The sequence below is a fragment of the Streptomyces sp. NPDC042259 genome (genome assembly GCF_055582085.1).
The window spans coordinates 427464-445794 of the sequence record NZ_JBVJDW010000004.1; the positions used below are offsets into that span (position 1 = coordinate 427464).

Annotated in this window: 16 protein-coding genes; 10 read left to right on the forward strand and 6 right to left on the reverse strand. The window is 71.4% G+C overall.

Annotated features, from left to right (window positions below; translation table 11 throughout):
* Positions 1–89: 89 nt before the first annotated feature.
* From ACZ6MA_RS14155 to ACZ6MA_RS14170, 4 genes are all read right to left on the reverse strand, one after another.
* Positions 90–1550: a peptidoglycan D,D-transpeptidase FtsI family protein gene (locus ACZ6MA_RS14155; protein WP_469433675.1), complete on the reverse strand. Its 1461-nt coding sequence runs from the start codon at positions 1548–1550 to the stop codon at positions 90–92.
* Positions 1551–1678: 128 nt separating this feature from the next.
* Positions 1679–1807 (reverse strand): morphogenic membrane protein MmpB, encoded by a 129-nt coding sequence (gene mmpB / locus ACZ6MA_RS14160; RefSeq protein ID WP_469433676.1) that lies wholly within the window; start codon positions 1805–1807, stop codon positions 1679–1681.
* A 343-nt stretch (positions 1808–2150) separates the two neighbouring features.
* Entirely contained in the window at positions 2151–2357 is a 207-nt protein-coding gene (locus ACZ6MA_RS14165; protein WP_469433677.1) for an acyl-CoA carboxylase epsilon subunit, read from the reverse strand.
* A 45-nt stretch (positions 2358–2402) separates the two neighbouring features.
* Positions 2403–4007 carry an acyl-CoA carboxylase subunit beta gene (locus ACZ6MA_RS14170; protein ID WP_469433678.1) on the reverse strand — a complete coding sequence of 535 codons (1605 nt, stop codon included), beginning with the start codon at positions 4005–4007 and terminating at the stop codon, positions 2403–2405.
* Positions 4008–4155: 148 nt separating this feature from the next.
* Here ACZ6MA_RS14170 and ACZ6MA_RS14175 point away from each other — a divergent pair, with 148 nt between their 5' ends.
* From ACZ6MA_RS14175 to hutH, 5 genes are all read left to right on the forward strand, one after another.
* Complete coding sequence (locus ACZ6MA_RS14175) at positions 4156–5013, forward strand: biotin--[acetyl-CoA-carboxylase] ligase (protein WP_469433680.1); 858 nt, start codon at positions 4156–4158, stop codon at positions 5011–5013.
* Between the two features lie 190 nt (positions 5014–5203).
* On the forward strand, positions 5204–6427 hold the full coding sequence (locus ACZ6MA_RS14180) for an adenylate/guanylate cyclase domain-containing protein (RefSeq protein WP_469433681.1): 1224 nt from the start codon (positions 5204–5206) through the stop codon (positions 6425–6427).
* A gap of 157 nt (positions 6428–6584) precedes the next feature.
* Positions 6585–7379, forward strand: a complete 795-nt coding sequence (locus ACZ6MA_RS14185; protein ID WP_469433682.1) for an enoyl-CoA hydratase/isomerase family protein — start codon at positions 6585–6587, stop codon at positions 7377–7379.
* 198 nt (positions 7380–7577) lie between these two features.
* Complete coding sequence (locus tag ACZ6MA_RS14190) at positions 7578–8693, forward strand: GGDEF domain-containing protein (RefSeq protein WP_469434113.1); 1116 nt, start codon at positions 7578–7580, stop codon at positions 8691–8693.
* A gap of 414 nt (positions 8694–9107) precedes the next feature.
* Positions 9108–10646, forward strand: coding sequence for a histidine ammonia-lyase (gene hutH / locus ACZ6MA_RS14195; protein ID WP_469434115.1), 1539 nt, complete (start codon positions 9108–9110; stop codon positions 10644–10646).
* Between the two features lie 139 nt (positions 10647–10785).
* On the opposite strand, the gene ACZ6MA_RS14200 is transcribed toward hutH, so the two are convergent.
* The gene (locus ACZ6MA_RS14200; protein ID WP_469433684.1) at positions 10786–11106 is read right to left on the reverse strand and encodes a hypothetical protein; all 321 of its coding nucleotides are present in this window, start codon (positions 11104–11106) and stop codon (positions 10786–10788) included.
* A gap of 318 nt (positions 11107–11424) precedes the next feature.
* Here ACZ6MA_RS14200 and ACZ6MA_RS14205 point away from each other — a divergent pair, with 318 nt between their 5' ends.
* Positions 11425–12693 (forward strand): L,D-transpeptidase, encoded by a 1269-nt coding sequence (locus ACZ6MA_RS14205; RefSeq protein WP_469433686.1) that lies wholly within the window; start codon positions 11425–11427, stop codon positions 12691–12693.
* Positions 12694–12853: 160 nt separating this feature from the next.
* The gene (locus tag ACZ6MA_RS14210) at positions 12854–13417 is read left to right on the forward strand and encodes a Uma2 family endonuclease (protein ID WP_469433687.1); all 564 of its coding nucleotides are present in this window, start codon (positions 12854–12856) and stop codon (positions 13415–13417) included.
* 11 nt (positions 13418–13428) lie between these two features.
* On the opposite strand, the gene ACZ6MA_RS14215 is transcribed toward ACZ6MA_RS14210, so the two are convergent.
* Complete coding sequence (locus ACZ6MA_RS14215) at positions 13429–14787, reverse strand: tetratricopeptide repeat protein (protein WP_469433689.1); 1359 nt, start codon at positions 14785–14787, stop codon at positions 13429–13431.
* 262 nt (positions 14788–15049) lie between these two features.
* On the opposite strand from ACZ6MA_RS14215, the gene ACZ6MA_RS14220 reads away from it, so the two are divergent.
* From ACZ6MA_RS14220 to ACZ6MA_RS14230, 3 genes are all read left to right on the forward strand, one after another.
* Positions 15050–15427, forward strand: coding sequence for a DUF6415 family natural product biosynthesis protein (locus tag ACZ6MA_RS14220; protein WP_469433690.1), 378 nt, complete (start codon positions 15050–15052; stop codon positions 15425–15427).
* Positions 15428–15810: 383 nt separating this feature from the next.
* A complete protein-coding gene (locus tag ACZ6MA_RS14225) occupies positions 15811–16803 on the forward strand; it encodes a GNAT family N-acetyltransferase (protein WP_469433691.1) in 993 nt (330 codons plus the stop codon).
* Between the two features lie 85 nt (positions 16804–16888).
* Positions 16889–18142, forward strand: a complete 1254-nt coding sequence (locus ACZ6MA_RS14230) for a DUF2786 domain-containing protein (RefSeq protein WP_469433693.1) — start codon at positions 16889–16891, stop codon at positions 18140–18142.
* Positions 18143–18331: the final 189 nt, after the last annotated feature.

An 18331-nucleotide genomic window follows, 5' to 3' on the forward strand; every position in this document is an offset into this window, starting at 1 on the left:
CGATGACCTCTGAGTTAAGTCCGAAGATCGTACGATTTCCGTCGGGGAATGGTTGACGGCTGCACCAACGGCCTTCGTAGCAGGCCCCGTTACTTCTTGAGCACCGACTCCATGACCTTCTTCGCGATGGGCCCCGCGAGCCCGCCGCCGGAGATCTCGTCGCGGTCGATGCCCGACCCCTCGGGGTCGATGAACACGGCGACGGCGACCGGCGAACCGTCGCCCTGCTTGGCGTAGGAGACGAACCAGGCGTACGGCAGCTTCTCGTTGCGCACCCCGTGCTGCGCGGTGCCGGTCTTCGCGCCGACCGTCACGCCGTCGATGAGCGCCTTCTTGCCGGTGCCGTTCTCGGCGGTATTCTCCATCATCGCCTGGACCTTCTTGGCGGTGTCGGCGGAGACGGCCTGGTTCATGACCTCGGGCTCGTGCTTCTCCAGGACGGACAGATCGGGCCCGCGCAGCTCCTCGACCATGTACGGCTTCATCACCTTGCCGTCGTTGGCGAGGCCCGCGGTCATCATCGCGATCTGCAGCGGCGTGCTGTCCAGGCTGCCCTGGCCCATACCGGTCAGCGCGGTCTGCGGCCGGTCGAGCTTCGTGGGGTAGAGACTCTCACTGGCCCGCACCGGGGTGAACACCTCGGAGTTGAAGCCGAACTTCTCCGCCGTCTCCCGCATCTTGTCCTTGCCCAGCTTGGCCGCCAGGTCCAGGAAGACGTTGTTGCACGACCACTGGAGACCGGTCTTGAGCGAGGCCCTGTCGCAGGGCGCGGAAGCGATGTCGTTGCCGATCCTCGTGGTGCTGTCGGGCAGCTGGTAAGGGGCCGGCGCGTCGCCCTTGGCGTCGATGTCCGAGACCAGCCCGTGTTCCAGGGCCGCCGCCGCGGTGAGGATCTTGAACGTCGAACCCGGGGGGAACCGCTCGCGCAGCGCCCGGTTGTTCATCGGCTTGTCCTTGTCGGCCTGGAGCTTCTTCCACTCCGCCTTGTCCTTGCCGGACTGCCCGGCGATGAGCGACGGGTCGTAGGACGGTGTGGAGGCCAGGGCGAGGATCTTGCCGGTGCGCGGGTCGAGCGCGACGACCGCGCCCTTGTACGAGCCGAGGCCCTCGTAGGCGGCCTTCTGCGCCTTGGGGTCGATGGTCGTCACCACATCGCCGCCGCGCGACTTCTTGCCCGTGAGCATGTCACTGGTCTGCTGGAAGAAGAGCCGGTCGTCCTTGCCGCTGAGCAGCTTGTCGTTGACGCCTTCCAGGAACGTGTTGCCGTAGCCCTGCGAGGAGTAGCCGGTGACGGGGGCGTACATCGCGCCGTCCTTGAACGTGCGCTTGTACTTCAGGTCGCCGTCGGTCGCGACGGAGCCGGTGACGGGCTGGCCGCCGACGATGATGCTGCCGCGCGGCTGGGCGAACCGGGCGATGGTCACCCGGTGGTTCTTCTCGTGGTTCGAGAGTTCGCCGTTGCGTGCGAACTGCACCCAGGTGGCCTGGGCGAGCAGGGCGAACACCAGCACCCCGACGAATATCGCTATGTGGCGTACGGGCCTGTTCATGGTTCGACGCACTCCCCGGTTCGCGGCATATCACTGGTAGTGATGCGAATGGGGGGAATTTGGTTGCGGAGGTAATGCACCTGTGTGTCCGCTGTGCCCTGTGCGTCACCGCACGCGCGGACGCCCGCTCAGGCGATGCCGAGCACGAAGAAGAGGACCACCATGCCGACCGCGATCACGACACCCGCCCTCCGGAGCATCGCCTGCGCCTCGCGCAGCTCCTCGGGGGGTTCGTCGGACGGGTCGGACCAGAGCATGCTGCCCATGGTGCGCCCGGAATGCGTGGCGCGCCTGAGTACGGGTACTCACGCGCGCCTCTCGCCTGGCCGGCGGTCTCTTCGGCTGCGGGCCGGTTGTGCCGCCTGCGGCGGCGGGCGCCCTGCGGGCGCGTCCTCAAACGCCGGACGGGCTGGAAATGGCTGGTCCCAGTCCGTCCGGCGATTGAACGGCTGAACCCCGTAGACCGACCCCGCCCGGCGCTTGCTGGACGGCTGAGCCCAGCCAAAACCAGCCCGTCCGGCGATTGAGGACACCGCCGCGCAGCGGTGGTGCGGACGCCACGGGCCGCGGCGCACGCCCACATGATCCGCCGGACAGGCCCTAGGCCGGCCAGTACGTCGTCCGCCAAGCGCGAGCGCCCGGGCGGGGGACGTTGCGGGCCGCGACCAGGCGGGCCGGGGCGGCCCACTCCGGGCGGGTGCCGTCCTCCGGCGCGGCGGCGGCGCGGGCCGCCGCGCGGGCTTGGACCACCGCCAGGGCGGCGGCCAGCTCCTCCGGGGTGGGATTGCCCCGTACGACCTTGATCACGAGTGGCTTCCTTCCTCGAAAGGACGACGCGGAACCGGGCGGGGGCTACAGCGGGATGTTGCCGTGCTTCTTCGGCGGCAGCGTCTCGCGCTTGTCGCGCAGCGTCCGCAGTCCGCGCACGATGTGGCGGCGCGTCTCGGACGGCATGATCACCGCGTCGACGTACCCGCGCTCGGCGGCCGCGTACGGGTTGAGCAGCGTGTCCTCGTAGTCCGCGATCAGCTTGGCGCGCAGCGCCTCCCGCTCGACCTCCGGTGCCGCGGCGATCGTGCGGCGGTGCAGGATGTTCACCGCGCCCTGGGCGCCCATGACGGCGATCTGGGCGGTGGGCCAGGCGAGGTTGAGGTCCGCGCCCAGGTGCTTGGAGCCCATGACGTCGTACGCGCCGCCGAACGCCTTGCGGGTGATGACGGTGATCAGCGGGACCGTGGCCTCGGCGTAGGCGTAGATCAGCTTGGCGCCGCGCCGGATGATGCCGTTGTACTCCTGGTCCGTTCCCGGCAGGAAGCCGGGGACGTCCACGAAGGTCAGCACCGGGACGTTGAACGCGTCGCAGGTGCGCACGAAGCGCGCGGCCTTCTCGCTCGCGTTGATGTCGAGGCAGCCGGCGAACTGCATCGGCTGGTTGGCGACGATGCCGACGGGGTGGCCCTCGACCCGGCCGAATCCGGTGATGATGTTCGGCGCGAAGAGCGCCTGCGTCTCCAGGAACTCGCCGTCGTCCAGCACGTGCTCGATCGCGGTGTGCATGTCGTACGGCTGGTTCGCCGAGTCCGGGATGAGGGCGTCCAGCTCCAGGTCGGTCTCCGAGGTCTCCAGATCGGCCTCCTCGGGGTAGGCAGGGGGCTCGGAGAGGTTGTTGGAGGGGAGGTAGGACAGCAGCGCCTTGACGTAGTCGATGGCGTCCTTCTCGTCACCCGCCATGTGGTGCGCCACGCCCGAGGTGGTGTTGTGCGTCCGGGCGCCGCCCAGCTCCTCGAAGCCGACGTCCTCGCCGGTGACCGTCTTGATGACGTCGGGACCGGTGATGAACATGTGCGAGGTCTGGTCGACCATCACGGTGAAGTCGGTGATCGCGGGGGAGTACACCGCGCCGCCCGCGCAGGGGCCGACGATCAGGGAGATCTGCGGGATGACTCCCGAGCCGTGGACGTTTCGACGGAAGATCTCGGCGAACAGTCCGAGGGCCACCACGCCCTCCTGGATCCGGGCGCCGCCACCGTCGTTGATCCCGACGACCGGGCAGCCGGTCTTCAGCGCGAAGTCCATCACCTTGACGATCTTCTCGCCGTAAACCTCACCGAGCGAACCGCCGAAAATCGTGAAGTCCTGCGAATACACACAGACCGTACGGCCGTCGACCGTGCCGTACCCGGTGACGACGCCGTCGCCGTACGGGCGGTTGTTCTCGATGCCGAAGTTGGTCGACCGGTGCCGGGCGAACTCGTCCAGCTCGACGAACGAGCCCTCGTCCAACAGCAGCTCGATGCGCTCGCGTGCCGTCAACTTGCCCTTGGCGTGCTGCTTTTCCACCGCCCGCGCGGAGCCGGCGTGCGTCGCCTCGTCGATGCGGCGCTGAAGATCCGCGAGCTTCCCGGCGGTGGTGTGGATGTCGATACCGTCGATTCCACGGGTGTCTGGCTCGGACATCGGGATGCGGCTCCTGCTCGTCCTGAGGGGGCGGGGGTCACTGGCTACCGACTGGCTACCGGTTCGTAGCGTATCGGCGCGGGTGCGCTGCGGAAGTGCGTCGTTGGCCACACCGGTTCACTGTGGTTTCCCTCCTATGGTGGCTGTTATGACGCCCTCCGACGCTTCCGGCAACCCCTGGTCCGACCTCGACCGGCCCCCGCTCAACCTCACGTCCCTGCGGCGCGGCCTGCTGCGCCCCGACGGGCTGTGGACCTCCGTGGACGTGGTCGCGAGCACCGGATCCACCAATTCGGACCTGGTCGCCTCCGGCGGGAGCGAGGGCGCGGTGCTCGTCGCCGAGGAGCAGACCGCCGGGCGCGGCCGGCTCGACCGCACCTGGTCGGCGCCGCCGCGTTCCGGACTCTTCTTCTCCTTCCTGCTGACCCCCGGCCCGGACGTACCCGTAGCGCGATGGGGCTGGCTGCCGCTGCTCGCCGGGGTCGCGACGGTGACGGCCCTGGCCCGCGCGGCGGGCGCCGACATGGCCCTGAAGTGGCCCAACGACCTGCTCATCCAGGTGGACGGCGCCGAACGCAAGGCGGGCGGCATCCTCGCCGAGCGGACCGGTGACAGCGTCGTCATCGGCATCGGCCTCAACGTCTCGCTGCGGGCCGGGGAACTGCCGGTGCCCACGGCGGGCTCGCTGGCGCTCGCCGGGGCGAAGGTGCTGGACCGCGATCCGCTGCTGCGCGCCGTGCTCCGGTCCGTCGAGGAGTGGTACGGCGAGTGGCGGGGCGCCGGGGGCGACCCGGGGGCGTGCCGGCTGCGGGAGGCGTACGCGGCCGGCTGCGCGACGCTCGGCCGCACCGTCCGGGCCGAACTGCCCGGCGGGCGCGAGCTGGTCGGCGAGGCGGTGGCCGTGGACGGCGACGGGCGGCTGGTCCTCGCCACCGAGCAGGGGGTGCAGGAGCCGGTCGGCGCGGGCGACATCGTCCATCTGCGCCCGGCGCGGCCGCGGGAGTGAACCGCGCGCCGCGCGTGGCGGCGCGTGCTTCGACGTGGCGTGGCGGCGAGCGACCGGAAGAGTGGGGGAAAGGGTGAGCCGATACCGTCAAGAGAGTGAGCTACGGCACACCTGCCGTATCGTTGTGCCCAGAACCTAGGCGAGCAGCGATCGGCAGGGCAGTGCGCACGGATCGGACAGGGGGCGGGCGGTGACCGCCGACGATGGGGGCACCCCCCGTGCCGTCAGGGCGACGGGGGAGGACGGCACCGAACGCGGGGCCGCCGGGGACAGCGCGGGCGAACCGGCCGGTAAGCGGCCCGACCGGGCGGCCGGCACACCCGCCGGTCCATCGGGCGCCCGGTCGGGCCGGGACATCGAGGCGGACTCCGGTGACGAGGGCGGGGACCCCATCGCGCTCCGGCTGGAAGCGCTGATCCTCGGCGCCGAGCGCCGCTACACCCCCTTCCAGGCCGCACGCGCGGCCGGGGTGTCCATGGATCTGGCCTCCCGCTTCTGGCGCGCCATGGGCTTCGCCGACATCGGCCAGGCCAAGGCCCTGACCGAGGCGGACGTCCTCGCGCTGCGCCGGCTGGCGGGTCTGGTCGAGGCGGGCCTGCTGAGCGAGCCCATGGCCGTCCAGGTCGCCCGGTCCACCGGGCAGACCACGGCCCGGCTCGCCGACTGGCAGATCGACTCCTTCCTGGAGGGGCTGACGGAGCCGCAGGAACCCGGCATGACCCGCACGGAGATCACCTATCCGCTGGTCGAGCTGTTGCTGCCGGAGCTGGAGGAGTTCCTCATCTACGTCTGGCGGCGCCAGCTGGCCGCCGCCACGGGCCGAGTCGTCCAGGCCCAGGACGACGCGGAGATGGTCGACCGGCGGCTCGCCGTCGGCTTCGCCGACCTCGTGGGCTTCACCCGTCTGACGCGTCGTCTGGAGGAAGAGGAGCTGGGCGAGCTGGTCGAGGCCTTCGAGACGACCGCCGCCGACCTCGTCGCGGCGCACGGCGGCCGGCTGATCAAGACCCTCGGCGACGAGGTGCTCTACGCGGCGGACGACGCGGGCACCGCCGCCGAGATCGGACTGCGGCTGATCGAGACCATGACCCACGACGAGACGATGCCCGAGCTGCGCGTCGGCATCGCCTTCGGCACGGTCACGACCCGCATGGGCGACGTCTTCGGCACGACGGTGAACCTGGCCTCCCGGCTGACGTCGATAGCGCCGAAGGACGCGGTGCTGGTGGACGGCGCCTTCGCGGAGGAACTCGCGTGCAACGGCGACGCCCCGAAGTCGGAGGCGGAGGCCGCGGCGTCGGCGTCCCCCGAGGAGGTCCAGAAGTACCGCTTCGCCCTCCAGCCGATGTGGCAGCGCCCGGTACGAGGCCTGGGCGTGGTCGAACCCTGGCTCCTGACGCGCAGGGGCCACTGAGCCGGTGCCGAAGGGACCCGGCGCGAAGGGGCCCGGTGTGACGGCCGCCGGAGCGCGCGGAAAATCGAGCCCGGCCGCCGATTGAGGACATCCGCGGCCGGTGCGATGATCCGATGCGGCAGGTTTACGGTCGTTAACGCTTCGCGGAGGTCATCGCATGAGTGAGCAGCGCTTCGGTGAATGGATCGTCGTCCGGCGGCACGGCCACGTCGCCGAGCTGGCCCTGGACCGGCCCAAGGCCATGAACGCCGTCTCCACGGAGATGGGCCGCCGGATCGCGGAGGCCACCACCGCGCTCGCCGCCGATCCCGGTGTCCGGGTCGTCGTCCTCACCTCCACCCACGAGCGGGCCTTCTGCGTGGGCGCGGACCTCAAGGAGCGCAATTCCTTCTCCGACGCCGATCTGGGGCGCCAGCGCCCGCACGCCCGTGCCGCCTACACCGGCGTCCTGGAGCTGCCCGTACCGGCCATCGCGGCCGTGCACGGCTTCGCCCTCGGCGGCGGCTTCGAGCTGGCACTGTCCTGCGACGTGATCGTCGCGGACCGCACGGCCGTGGTGGGTCTGCCCGAGGTGTCCGTGGGCGTGATCCCCGGCGGCGGTGGGACGCAGCTGCTGCCGCGCCGGGTGGGGGCCGCCCGCGCCGCCGAGCTGATCTTCACCGCGCGGCGGGTGCCGGCCGAGGAGGCGCGGGACCTGGGCCTGGTGGACCGGCTCGTCCCCGAGGGCGAGGACCGTACCGAGGCGCTGGCGCTCGCGCAGCGGATGGCCGCGAACTCGCCCGTGGGGCTGCGGGCCGCGAAGCGGGCGCTGCGGCTGGGGCACGGGCTGGACCTCCGGGCGGGGCTGGAGGTCGAGGACGCGGCTTGGCGGTCCGTGGCCTTCTCGGCCGACCGCGCGGAGGGCGTGGCCGCGTTCAACGAGAAGCGGACCCCGAACTGGCCGGCCGAATAACGAGGCATTGCCCCGGTCCATCAGCGCTGATGTCAGAGAAAATCGGCTGTCGCGCGGCAAAGCGGAATGGGCAGGATGGGTCCGCGATTCTTACGCTGGAGTGCAAGGCTGCACACGGCGACGGATTGTGAGGCTGGGGTGGCAGGTGACGGGGAGTGCGACGGCCGGCTGCGCGCCGTGGTGGAACTGGCGCAGGCGATGGCGGCGGCGCGCACCTCGCTGGAAACCGTCGACGCCGCGGCCGAGGGGGCGCGGCGTGCCCTGGAGGGCACGTTCGCGGCCGTCTCGGCGTGGGAGCGGGCCCGTGGGCGTCTGCGGGTGCTGGTGAACGCCGGTGAGCGGGCCGAGGGCGAGGAGCGGTTCCCGGTCGACGAGTCCTACCCCGTGCACGACTTTCCCGAGATCGCGGAGTTCCTGCACGACGAGTGGGTGGGCGGCGGCGAGCCGCACGCCTGGGTGGAGACCGCCGAGGGCCCCGAGGGCACGGCGGAGGACGGCGGCTTCGGCGCGTACGGGCCCGGCCGGGCCCGGGGCCTGCGCCGCCGGGGGCGCGGCAGCTGCGTCGTCGCCCCGATCGTGCTGCACGGGCGGGCGTGGGGCGAGCTGTACGTGGCGCGCCCGCCGGGCGTGCCCGCGTTCGACCGGGCGGACGCCGACTTCGCGACCGTCCTGGCCGCCGTGGCGGCGGCGGGCATCGCGCAGACCGAACGCCTGGAGGAGGCCCGCAAGCTCGCCTTCACCGATCCCCTGACCGGTCTGGCCAACCGCCGCGCCGTCGACGCGCGCCTCGACGAGGCCGTGGAGCGGCATGTGGCGGACGGCGTGGTCGTCAGCCTGGTGGTGTGCGACCTGAACGGGCTGAAACGCGTCAACGACACGCTGGGCCACGCGGTGGGCGACCGGCTGCTGGAACGATTCGGCTCGGTGCTGTCGCTGTGCGGGGCGAAGCTGCCGGGGGCGCTGGCGGCGCGGCTCGGCGGTGACGAGTTCTGCCTTCTGACGGTAGGCCACCCGGCGGACGACGTGGTGCGGGTCGCGGACGAACTGTGCCGCCGGGCGGCGGAGTTGGAGCTGGGCGAGGGAGTGGCCTGCGGGGTCGCCTCCACGGGCGACCCGATCGGCGACGTCCGCTCCGCCCGCCGCCTCTTCCGTCTCGCGGACGCCGCCCAGTACCGCGCGAAGGCGGCACGCGAGCCGAAACCGGTCGTCGCGGGCCGCGAGGGCGGCCCCGAGGACCCGGTCGTCCGCCTCGCCGACCGCCCACCCGCGCCCCCGAGAGCCGAACGCCGCCGCTTCCGGGGCCGGAGACCGTGACCTTGGGCGGGTGCGGGCTGAAATGCAGCCCGTCCGGCGCTTGAGGACGCGCCCGCAGGGCGCTCAGCCGCCGCAGGCGGCAAAGGCGGGCCGGCAGTCGAGGGTCCGCCGGCCAGGCGAGAGGCGCACGCCGCCGCAGGCGGCAAAGCCCCGGCCCGCAGTCGAGGGTCCGCCGGCCAGGCGAGGCGCGCTCAGCCGCCGCAGGCGGCAACGGACGGCCCGCAGCCGAAGAGACTGTCGGCCAGGCGAGAGGCGCACGCCGCCGCAGGCGGCAAAGCCGGCCCGCGGTCGAAATGATCCCGGCCCCCCTCCGCGTTGATACAGAGATACAGACGAAACCCACAGGCCGGAAGGCCATCGGCCGAGACCTAGTGACAGTAAGCGATTCAGTCTCTAGGGTGCCTGAATATGGATATGCACACTGTGGTGGTGGGGACGGCCGGGACGACCGCGGCGGACGTGATCGCCGTGGCGCGCGACGGCGCCCGGGTCGTGGTTTCGGACGAGGCGCTCGCGGCCGTGGCGTCGGCGCGGCAGATCATCGACGATCTGGCCGCCAAGCCCGACCCCGTCTACGGCGTCTCCACCGGCTTCGGCGCCCTCGCCGTCCGCCACATCAGCCCCGACCTGCGCGCCCAGCTCCAGCGCAACATCGTGCGCTCGCACGCCGCCGGCATGGGCCCGCGCGTGGAGCGCGAGGTCGTCCGGGCGCTGATGTTCCTGCGGCTGAAGACCGTGGCCTCCGGTCACACGGGCGTGCGTCCCCTCGTCGTCGAGACGATGGCCGCGATCCTCAACGCCGGCATCACCCCCGTCGTCCACGAGTACGGCTCCCTCGGCTGCTCCGGCGACCTCGCGCCGCTCTCCCACTGCGCGCTCACCCTCATGGGTGAGGGCGAGGCCGAGGGCCCCGACGGTGTGCTGCGCCCGGCCGCCGAGCTGCTCGCCGCACACGGCATCGAGCCGGTCGAGCTGCGGGAGAAGGAGGGCCTCGCGCTCCTCAACGGCACCGACGGCATGCTCGGCATGCTGGTCATGGCCTGTGCGGACCTCGCCCGCCTGGTCACCTCGGCCGACATCACCGCCGCGCTCTCCCTGGAGGCCCTGCTCGGCTCCGAGAAGGTCCTCGCCCCCGAGCTGCACGCCATCCGCCCGCACCCGGGCCAGGGCTCCAGCGCCGACAACATGCTGCGGGTGCTGGCCGGTTCGGGGCTGACCGGACACCACCAGGACGACGCGCCGCGCGTCCAGGACGCGTACTCCATCCGCTGCGCCCCGCAGGTCGCGGGCGCGGGCCGGGACACCCTCGCGCACGCCCGGCTGGTCGCCGACCGCGAGCTGGCCGCCGCCGTCGACAACCCCGTGGTGCTGCCCGACGGCCGGGTGGAGTCCAACGGCAACTTCCACGGCGCCCCCGTCGCGTACGTCCTGGACTTCCTCGCCATCGCCGCCGCCGACCTCGGCTCCATCGCCGAGCGCCGTACGGACCGGCTGCTGGACAAGAACCGTTCGCACGGACTGCCGCCGTTCCTCGCGGGCGACCCGGGCGTCGACTCCGGCCTGATGATCGCCCAGTACACGCAGGCGGCCCTGGTCAGCGAGATGAAGCGACTGGCCGTCCCCGCTTCGGTGGATTCGATCCCGTCCTCCGCGATGCAGGAGGACCACGTCTCCATGGGCTGGTCGGCGGCGCGCAAGCTGCGTACGGCCGTTGACGCCCTGTCCAAGATCGTCGCCGTCGAGCTGGTCGCCGCGACCCGCGCGATCGAGCTGCGCGAGGGCCTGGAGCCCGCGCCCGCGACCCGGGCGGTGCTGCGCGCCGTCCGCGCGGCCGGGGTCCAGGGGCCGGGGGAGGACCGTTTCCTCGCCCCCGACCTGGCGGCGGCCGACGCGTTCGTCCGCGCCGGAAAGCTCGTCGAGGCGGCGGAGACGGTGACGGGCCCGCTGGCCTAGCACCCCGTTCGACCTGCGGTTTTTGCCGCTGTTTGACCCGGCCCTGTCGGGGTGGAGGGCTCCGGCCCCCGCCCGGCAGGGCCTTTTGGCCCTTCCGGGCCACAGGGGTGACGCGGTCGAATGGAGATGTCGAACGAAGCTACCGGCCCGCCGGGCGTGATCTGCGCATGGCGACGGTGACCAGGGCGCCACCCGCGCCGACGAAGGCGATACCGCCGATGACGTACGGGGTGGTGTCGAAGCCGCCCGTATGAGCGAGGGCGAGCTGCCCGCTACCGGCGACGGCGCCGGAGGCGGGTGATCCGGCGGACTGCCGGGGCGCCGACGCGGCGCGGTCCCCCTGGGCCGTGGAAGCGTGGGTGGAACGTTCTGCCGTCGCATTGGCGGTCGGTACGAACCACACCGCACACAGCAGCGAACCGGCGGCGACGGCGGTCAGCAGCGGTCGGCGTGCGGTCACGGCATGATCCCCCTTGAAGTGACGAAGAGTTGGGGGTCGTGGATCTTGTGTGAATCCCGACTGACCCGATGTTAGTGATACAGATGGATCCGGGGGAAGTCGTGGCCCCCACCGACCTGTCCGCGCGGGCACCGTCCGGATCGGCCTCACCGGTTTCCCCGTTGGGCGCCGGAGGGTCTTTACTGGCGTGGTTCCGCGTGGTCTTGCCCACACTTTCCCGAGGTGTGGAACGGACGAAACGGTGCAGGCGTTCCTTAAGCAGTAGCCGGGATACGTGTTGCCCCACGATTCGGCTCGGGATTCCGGGGTCCAGGAGCAATGGAGAAGCGTGTGATGACGTACGGCAAGCGCCGCAAGAGCCTGGTGGCCGCGGCCGCCGTGCTCGGCGGTGTACTGACTCTCGCCGCGTGCGGCGGAGGCGACGACGACGCCAAGAGCGGCGGCTCCGGCAAGTCGCAGAACCAGGTCGACGCCGCTGCCGCCAAGGACGCGTCCAAGGCGCAGATCAAGATCACGCCGAAGGGCGGGACCACGAACGCGGGCATCGCCAGCGATGGCACCCAGGTCACCGTCAGCGACGGCGAGCTCACGAGCGTCAAGATGACGACCGAAAAGGGCACCCCCGTCGAGGGTTCAATATCGCCGGACAAGAAGTCGTGGAAGCCCGCGAAGCAGCTCGAGCGGTCGACCAAGTACAAGGTCGTCGCCGAGGCCAAGGACTCCGAGGGCCGCAAGGCGACGGAGCACTCCTCCTTCTCCACCGTCTCGCCGGCCAACAGCTTCATCGGCTCCTTCACGCCGGAGGACGGCTCGACCGTCGGTGCCGGCATGCCCGTGTCGATCAACTTCGACAAGCCGATCAAGGACCGCAAGGCCGTCCAGTCGGCCATCACGGTCAACTCCAGCAGCGGCCAGAAGGTCGTCGGACACTGGTTCGGTGACCAGCGCATCGACTTCCGCCCGCAGGAGTACTGGAAGGCCAACTCCGACGTCACCCTGAAGCTGGACCTCGACGGGGTGGAGGGCGCCCCGGGCATCAAGGGCGTCCAGAAGAAGACGGTCAACTTCAAGATCGGCCACGCCCAGGTCTCCACGGTCGACGTCAAGTCCCACCAGATGACGGTGGTGCGGGACGGCAAGACCATCAAGACCATCCCGATCTCGGCGGGCAGCCCGGACAACCCGACGTACAACGGCAAGATGGTGATCTCCGAGAAGTTCAAGGAGACCCGGATGGACGGCTCGACCGTCGGCTTCACCAAGGGCGACGGCAAGGGCGAGTACGACATCAAGGACGTGCCGCACGCGATGCGCCTGTCCACGTCGGGCACGTTCATCCACGGCAACTACTGGGGCAGCGGCATCTTCGGCTCGGTGAACACCAGCCACGGCTGCATCGGCCTCGCGGACAAGCAGGGCGCCGACGACCCGTCGACGTCGGGCGCGTGGTTCTTCGAGAACTCGCAGATCGGTGACGTCGTCGAGGTCAAGGGCTCGAACGACAAGACGATCTCTCCGGACAACGGCCTCAACGGCTGGAACATGGACTGGAACGCGTGGGTCGCGGGCAGCGCGACGGGTGCGTGATCGCGAGCCTGTAGCGCAGAAGGGGCCTTCCCGGCGGAACACCGCCAGGAAGGCCCCTTTTCGTGTGCGCTGTGCGGATCCGGACCGCTGCGTCGGCAGACGCGGGCCCGGCTGCGGGGTCACACTGGTGAGTAGCCGTCCAAAGGAGATGAGAGGAAGCGTGAGCGTTGCCACCGCCGACCACAGCGGGCCATGGACTCTTACCGACGTCCTGGGCCTGCCCGAAGACCCGCGCCACCGCATTGAGCTGGTCGGAGGCGCGCTCGTGATGAGCCCCAGCCCCGGCGTACCGCACCAGCGCGCGAGCCATCGTCTGGCCGCACTCCTCGACGCGGCCGCGGAAGCCGCTGCCGCTCCGGTGGAGGTTCTGGAGGCCGTCAACGTCGTCGTGCCGGACGGTCTGCTGATCCCCGACATCGCCGTACTGGACGCCGACGCGGCGGCGGAAGCGGGTCTGACCGTCGACGCCCATGATGTCCTCGTGGTCATCGAGATCGCCTCCCCCTCGACGCGGGTCACCGATCGCAAGATGAAGCCCGCTCTGTACGCGGCGGCTGGCATCCCCCACTACTGGCGCCTCGAACTGGAACCCGCGCCCCGGCTGTACCTCGGACGCCTGGAGGGCGGCGGCTACTCCGATCGCCTCGTCCAGGCGGGTGAGACCACCGGCCTCGATCAGCCCTTTCCCTTGGACTTCGACCCGGCCCGGCTCGTCCGGCGCTGACCGTGTCCTCGTCACATCTTGCGGGACGAAGGCCGGGGGGAGGCCGCTATGGCCCTGGCCCGGTCGTACACCTCCTTGGCGCGGGCGTTCTTCACGTAGGGGCGCAGGGCGGACATCATCGCGCGGAAGCGGTCGTCACACCGTCCGGACCGCACGTGGGGGAAGTCGTCGAGAACCCGGTGCCAGTCCGCGCACGCCTCGTCCAGTCGGCCGATCTCCAGTTTCCTCTCGGCCAGCAGGCCGAGGTGTCGTACGCGTCCGCGCCGGTAGACCGAGTAGCGGGTGCGGTCGGACTCCTCCAGCGCTTCGATGGCCGCCTCCTTGTCGCCGAGCGCGTAACGCACTTGGGCCACGTGGTAAGCCAGCGATGACGGGTCGTATGAGCCGAACGCCTTCGCCTTCGACTCCGCCTTCTCCATCGCGCTCTCGGCCTCACGGATCTTCGCCAGGGCCGTGGCGCGGTGACCGGTCTGAGCGGCGGCGTGGGCCTGCTGCCCGGACAGGAAGGCCGTCATGCGGGGGCCCGCCTCGGGCGACGCGGCCGACGCGGAGTCGGCGAGACGGAGCGAGAGCGGGCCGTGGCCGAGGTCGACGGCCTGGACGCTCATCCCGCGCAGGGTCGTGCAGTACGTGAGGTGGTCCTGTGCGGCTCCGGCCAGTTCCAGCGCTTTGACGTAGTACCGCTGGGCGAGGCCGTCGGCACGCTCGTCCATCGCCATGTAGCCGGTGAGGTACAGGTGGTCGGCCGCCGCCGAGAGCATGGCCTTGCGCACGCTCTCCGAGGCCTCGGCCCGCAGACAGGGTGCGATCGTGTTGACGAGGAACGCGGCGGCCATGGGCCGGGCATGGCGCCCGCCGAACATGTCGTCGATCTCGCTGATCCGCTCCGTCATCGCCGCCACGGCCTCGACCTCGCCGTAGCCGATACGGGTACGGGGGTCGCGCCGCACCGTCTCGAAACGGCCGACGACATCCTGATACCGCGGAATGGTCAGAGCGACCGAGAACAACCCTGCAGCTCCGAGCACGGCCCGCCGCGAGGGGTCCATGTCGGCGCCGCCCAGCTCGATGAGACCGGTCACGCCGTCCACCGGGGCGGGGTGGGACTCGTCCCCGTCGCTCAAACCCGCCTCGGCGGGCGTGACGGGCCGGTTCAGCCGACGGGCGAAGGCTTCGAGGATCGCAGGGCGGGCACGGTGGCGAGGTCTCGTCCCGGTGAGCCAGTGGCACACCGAGGAGTCGTCATAACGCAGGGCGAGGCCCATCTCCGTGCCGACGCGATTGACCTGGCGAGCGAGTTCACCGTTCGTCCAGCGAGCCTCGGTGATCAGCGAGGCCAGGCCGGAGTTCGGGGTGCGATCGGCATGCATGGGACGGGCCTCCCCTGAAATTCAAGGATTTCAACTCCCCACCCTGGCACGGACGTACCGGTCTCTGCAGCTTGCCGGTTAACTCGATGTCACCGCAGGCCGGTGAGCCACTTGAACAGGCCTCTGGCCTGCGTGTTCCCGGCTGCCCTCTGTCGTGGTTCCCAACGAGCCGACGTCGATTATTCGGCCCTTGCCGCTTGGGTCGAGGGTGGTCGGGCCCAGTGCCTGCCGCAAGTACCTGACCATGGAGGACGTCCCGCCCATGACCCCCCAGAGCCCTCGGCCAGAGCCACCGCTCAGCACGATGATGGCCGGTGACAACGCCCCCCTCGACCTTGTCGGCATCCGCGCCACCGTCCGCCGCGCCCTCCAGGAGCGAAGCGCCTTGCCCCGTGCCGAAGAGGTCCACGAGATCACCCGAGCCCTGCGTACCCACCTCTGGCTCATGCTCCCGGCCGCGCAGGCCATCGCGGACGGTCTCGACCGTGGCACGGGCGCCTGGCACCGGTGGCGGGCGCTGATCGACCGGGTGCGGGTGGATCTCGATCACGACGGGGGGCCGGGGCTGTGCTCGGCGGTCGTGCACATGAAGGACCTCGGGCGGACGTGCCGGTTCCTGGCGGATTGCCTGGACGAGTAGGGGCTCGGTTCGCGGGGAGCCCGGCTCGCTGCTCGTCCTTCACCAGCCCCTTCCTGGACAAGGGGTACGCGAGGAGGTAGCCCGCGCCCACACAGGCGGCGGCGCCCGCGGCCAAACCACACAGTGACCGGCGTGGTGGGCCGCCCGAAGAAGCGCACCAGGGAAGCGGTGACGAGGCCGGCCAAGGCAAAGGACGTTCCCGGGCCGGTCGACGTCTTCGGCGCCCGGAGCCGCCGCCGGTGTGGGGTGGGGGTATGGCGGAGAGCCCCCGCAAGGCCGGTGTCGGTCAGGTGAATCGACCCCTTGGCACCGAGACGCCCGGAACCTCCCGTTGATCGGAAAACCCGACGACAGTGCAGGCCGCAGCCCGTACCGTGCGGAGGATGACTGACCTGCTGCGGCTGACCGAGAGCCCGACCGAGGCCGAGATCGACGCGTGGCACGCCGTCGTCACCGACGCGCACGCGCGCGATCTGCCCGCCGCTGTGCCCGCGCCCGGCCGGGTGGAGACGGCGGGCGCGCTGCGCGTACCGGCGGCGAGCAGCCGGTACGTCCGGCTGGCCGTGCCCATGCCGGGCGGCGGCGACGGCTACGCCGGGGTCGCCTCGCTGCGCTTGTTCGACGACGAGGAGAACCGGACGACGGCCTATATCGAACGGCTCGTCGTGCGGCCGGATCAGCGGCGGCGCGGCATCGGGGCGAGACTGTGGCGGGAGTTGCAAGGGGTGCTCGCTGAGGAGAAGCGCACCTCCGTGAGCCTGGACATCGAACTCGGCGGTGCGGGCGAACAGTTCGCGGTCGCACACGGTGCCACCTGTGCGTTGCCGCTCATGATGTACGTGCAGCGCGTCACCGAGGAGACCGTCGAACCGCCACGGCTTCCCGACGGTTATCGGTTCACGCACTGGACCGGTGTCGTGCCCGACGAGCACGCCGAGGCGTTCGCGCTCGCGCACGGGGCCATGGCCGACAGTCCGATGGGTGACGTGGACGAGAAACCGTTCCCGTGGGACGCCGATCGGATCCGGGGCGCGCAGAGCGCCGTCGTCGATCGCGGCGGGGTCATGCTCACGGTCGTCGCCGTCGCCCCCGACGGCACCCACGCGGGCTATTCGGAGCTGGTGCAGCGCGCGCCCGGCGACGTACGGGCCGTGCAGTACGACACCGCCGTGGCCCCCGCCCACCGGGGCCTGGGACTGGGGCGGGCGGTCAAGCTGCGGATGCTGGAGCTGCTGGCCGAGGAGGGCCTGCCGGTGCGCGAGATCGCCACCACCGTCGCCGACGACAACGGTCCCATGCGGGCCGTGAACAAGCTGCTCGGCTACCGCCCCGAGCGGTCGATCGGGATCTACCAGATGCGCCTGCCGGCCGCGTAGGCGTACGGGAAAATGGGGTGTACAGCCCGGACACCCCGAGACCCGGACACCCCGAGACCCGGACACCCCGAGAGAAGAGAACCCCGTGGCCAAGCGCGACAAGCGGCAGCGCGAGCTGCCGGAGGAGGCCCGGCTGCGGGAGGCCGTGGAGGAGGCGCTGCGCGGATTGCGCGCCCACGCACCGGACGATCTCGACGACGCGCTCTACGCCGCCGCCTCCGCGCTGAGCGCCGCCCCCGCCGGCTGGGAGGCCGTGAGCCGCTCCGTGCTGCGGGTCGCCGAGGCGACCGTACGGCGCGCCTGGGAGTACGGCTGGCAGCCCGCCGACGTCCTGCGGCTCGTGCGGCGGGAGCTGACCGCCGCCGAGGTGCGGTGCGCGGTGGACGTCATCGCGGCCGAGGCGCGGCGGTACGCGCCGGACACGCTCGGCGCGCGCTGGGCCGCGCAGCTCGCGGACGCGGAAGCAACGGTGTGGTGGGAGGCCGACGACGCCTTCCTGGAGGGTTTCGCCGGGCGCGAGCGGCTGAGCCGGTTCGAGACGACGGCGTGCGCGCTCGCGACGCTGCGGCTCATCGGTACGCTGCCGAAGATCGGCGCGGCCGGTCCGTTGCCGGGTGCCGCGCACGCGATGTCCGTGGGGCGCGCGGAGGCCCGTACCGGCGCCATCGAGCCCCGCATGCTTGCCCGGATCCGGGCCCTGCTGGCCAAGGCGGAGTCGACGGAGTTCGCCGAGGAGGCCGAGGCGCTGTCGGCGAAGGCCCAGGAGCTCATGGCCCGGCACTCCATCGACGAGGCACTGGTCGCGGCCCACTCCACCGAACCGGTGGACGGGCCCACGGCGTGCCGGATCGGCGTCGAGGGCCCCTACGAGTCCGCGAAGGCCCTGCTCCTCGACGCGGTCGCCGTCGCCAACCACTGCCGCGCGGTGTGGTCGAGCGACTACGACTTCTCCACGGTCGTCGGCTTCGAGGCCGACCTCGAACTCGTCGAGCTGATGTACACGTCGCTGCTGGTGCAGGCCACGACCGCCATGCGCCGGGCCGGTGACGCCCACCACGCCCGCTCCCGCCGCACCCGCGACTTCCGGCAGTCCTTCCTCATCGCCTACGCGGCCCGCATCCGCGACCGGCTGTCGGACGCGGCGCGCGGCGTCGCGGCGGAGGCCGAGCGGGAGGACCGGGAAGTGCTGCCGGTACTGGCGGCCCGCGAGGTGGCCGTCGGCGAGACCGCCGAGCGGCTCTTCCCGACGACGACGGCGCACCGCCTGAAGGGCCGCGACGCGGAGGGCTGGGCACGCGGCGAGGAGGCGGCGGACGCCGCTGTGCTGCGTCGGCGCTAGCCGCGTCCGGCGGATCTTCGGCTGCCCGTCGGTGCCGTCTGCGGCGGCGAGCCTCTCGCCTGGCCGGCGTCTTCTTCGGCTCTGGGCCATCCTGACCGCCTGCGGCGGCTGAGTGCCCTGCGGGCGCGGGCCCAAAAGACAAAAAAGAAGAAAAGGAGAACGTCCCGAGCGTGGGGAAAACACCAAAGC

Coding starts and splice junctions, on each gene's coding strand:
- ACZ6MA_RS14155 (WP_469433675.1), bottom strand. CDS start 1,550: ATGAACAGGCCCGTACGCCACATAGCGATATTCGTCGGGGTGCTGGTG.
- mmpB (WP_469433676.1), bottom strand. CDS start 1,807: ATGCTCTGGTCCGACCCGTCCGACGAACCCCCCGAGGAGCTGCGCGAG.
- ACZ6MA_RS14170 (WP_469433678.1), bottom strand. CDS start 4,007: ATGTCCGAGCCAGACACCCGTGGAATCGACGGTATCGACATCCACACC.
- ACZ6MA_RS14175 (WP_469433680.1), top strand. CDS start 4,156: ATGACGCCCTCCGACGCTTCCGGCAACCCCTGGTCCGACCTCGACCGG.
- ACZ6MA_RS14185 (WP_469433682.1), top strand. CDS start 6,585: ATGAGTGAGCAGCGCTTCGGTGAATGGATCGTCGTCCGGCGGCACGGC.
- ACZ6MA_RS14190 (WP_469434113.1), top strand. CDS start 7,578: ATGGCGGCGGCGCGCACCTCGCTGGAAACCGTCGACGCCGCGGCCGAG.
- hutH (WP_469434115.1), top strand. CDS start 9,108: ATGCACACTGTGGTGGTGGGGACGGCCGGGACGACCGCGGCGGACGTG.
- ACZ6MA_RS14205 (WP_469433686.1), top strand. CDS start 11,425: ATGGAGAAGCGTGTGATGACGTACGGCAAGCGCCGCAAGAGCCTGGTG.
- ACZ6MA_RS14215 (WP_469433689.1), bottom strand. CDS start 14,787: ATGCATGCCGATCGCACCCCGAACTCCGGCCTGGCCTCGCTGATCACC.
- ACZ6MA_RS14220 (WP_469433690.1), top strand. CDS start 15,050: ATGACCCCCCAGAGCCCTCGGCCAGAGCCACCGCTCAGCACGATGATG.
- ACZ6MA_RS14225 (WP_469433691.1), top strand. CDS start 15,811: ATGACTGACCTGCTGCGGCTGACCGAGAGCCCGACCGAGGCCGAGATC.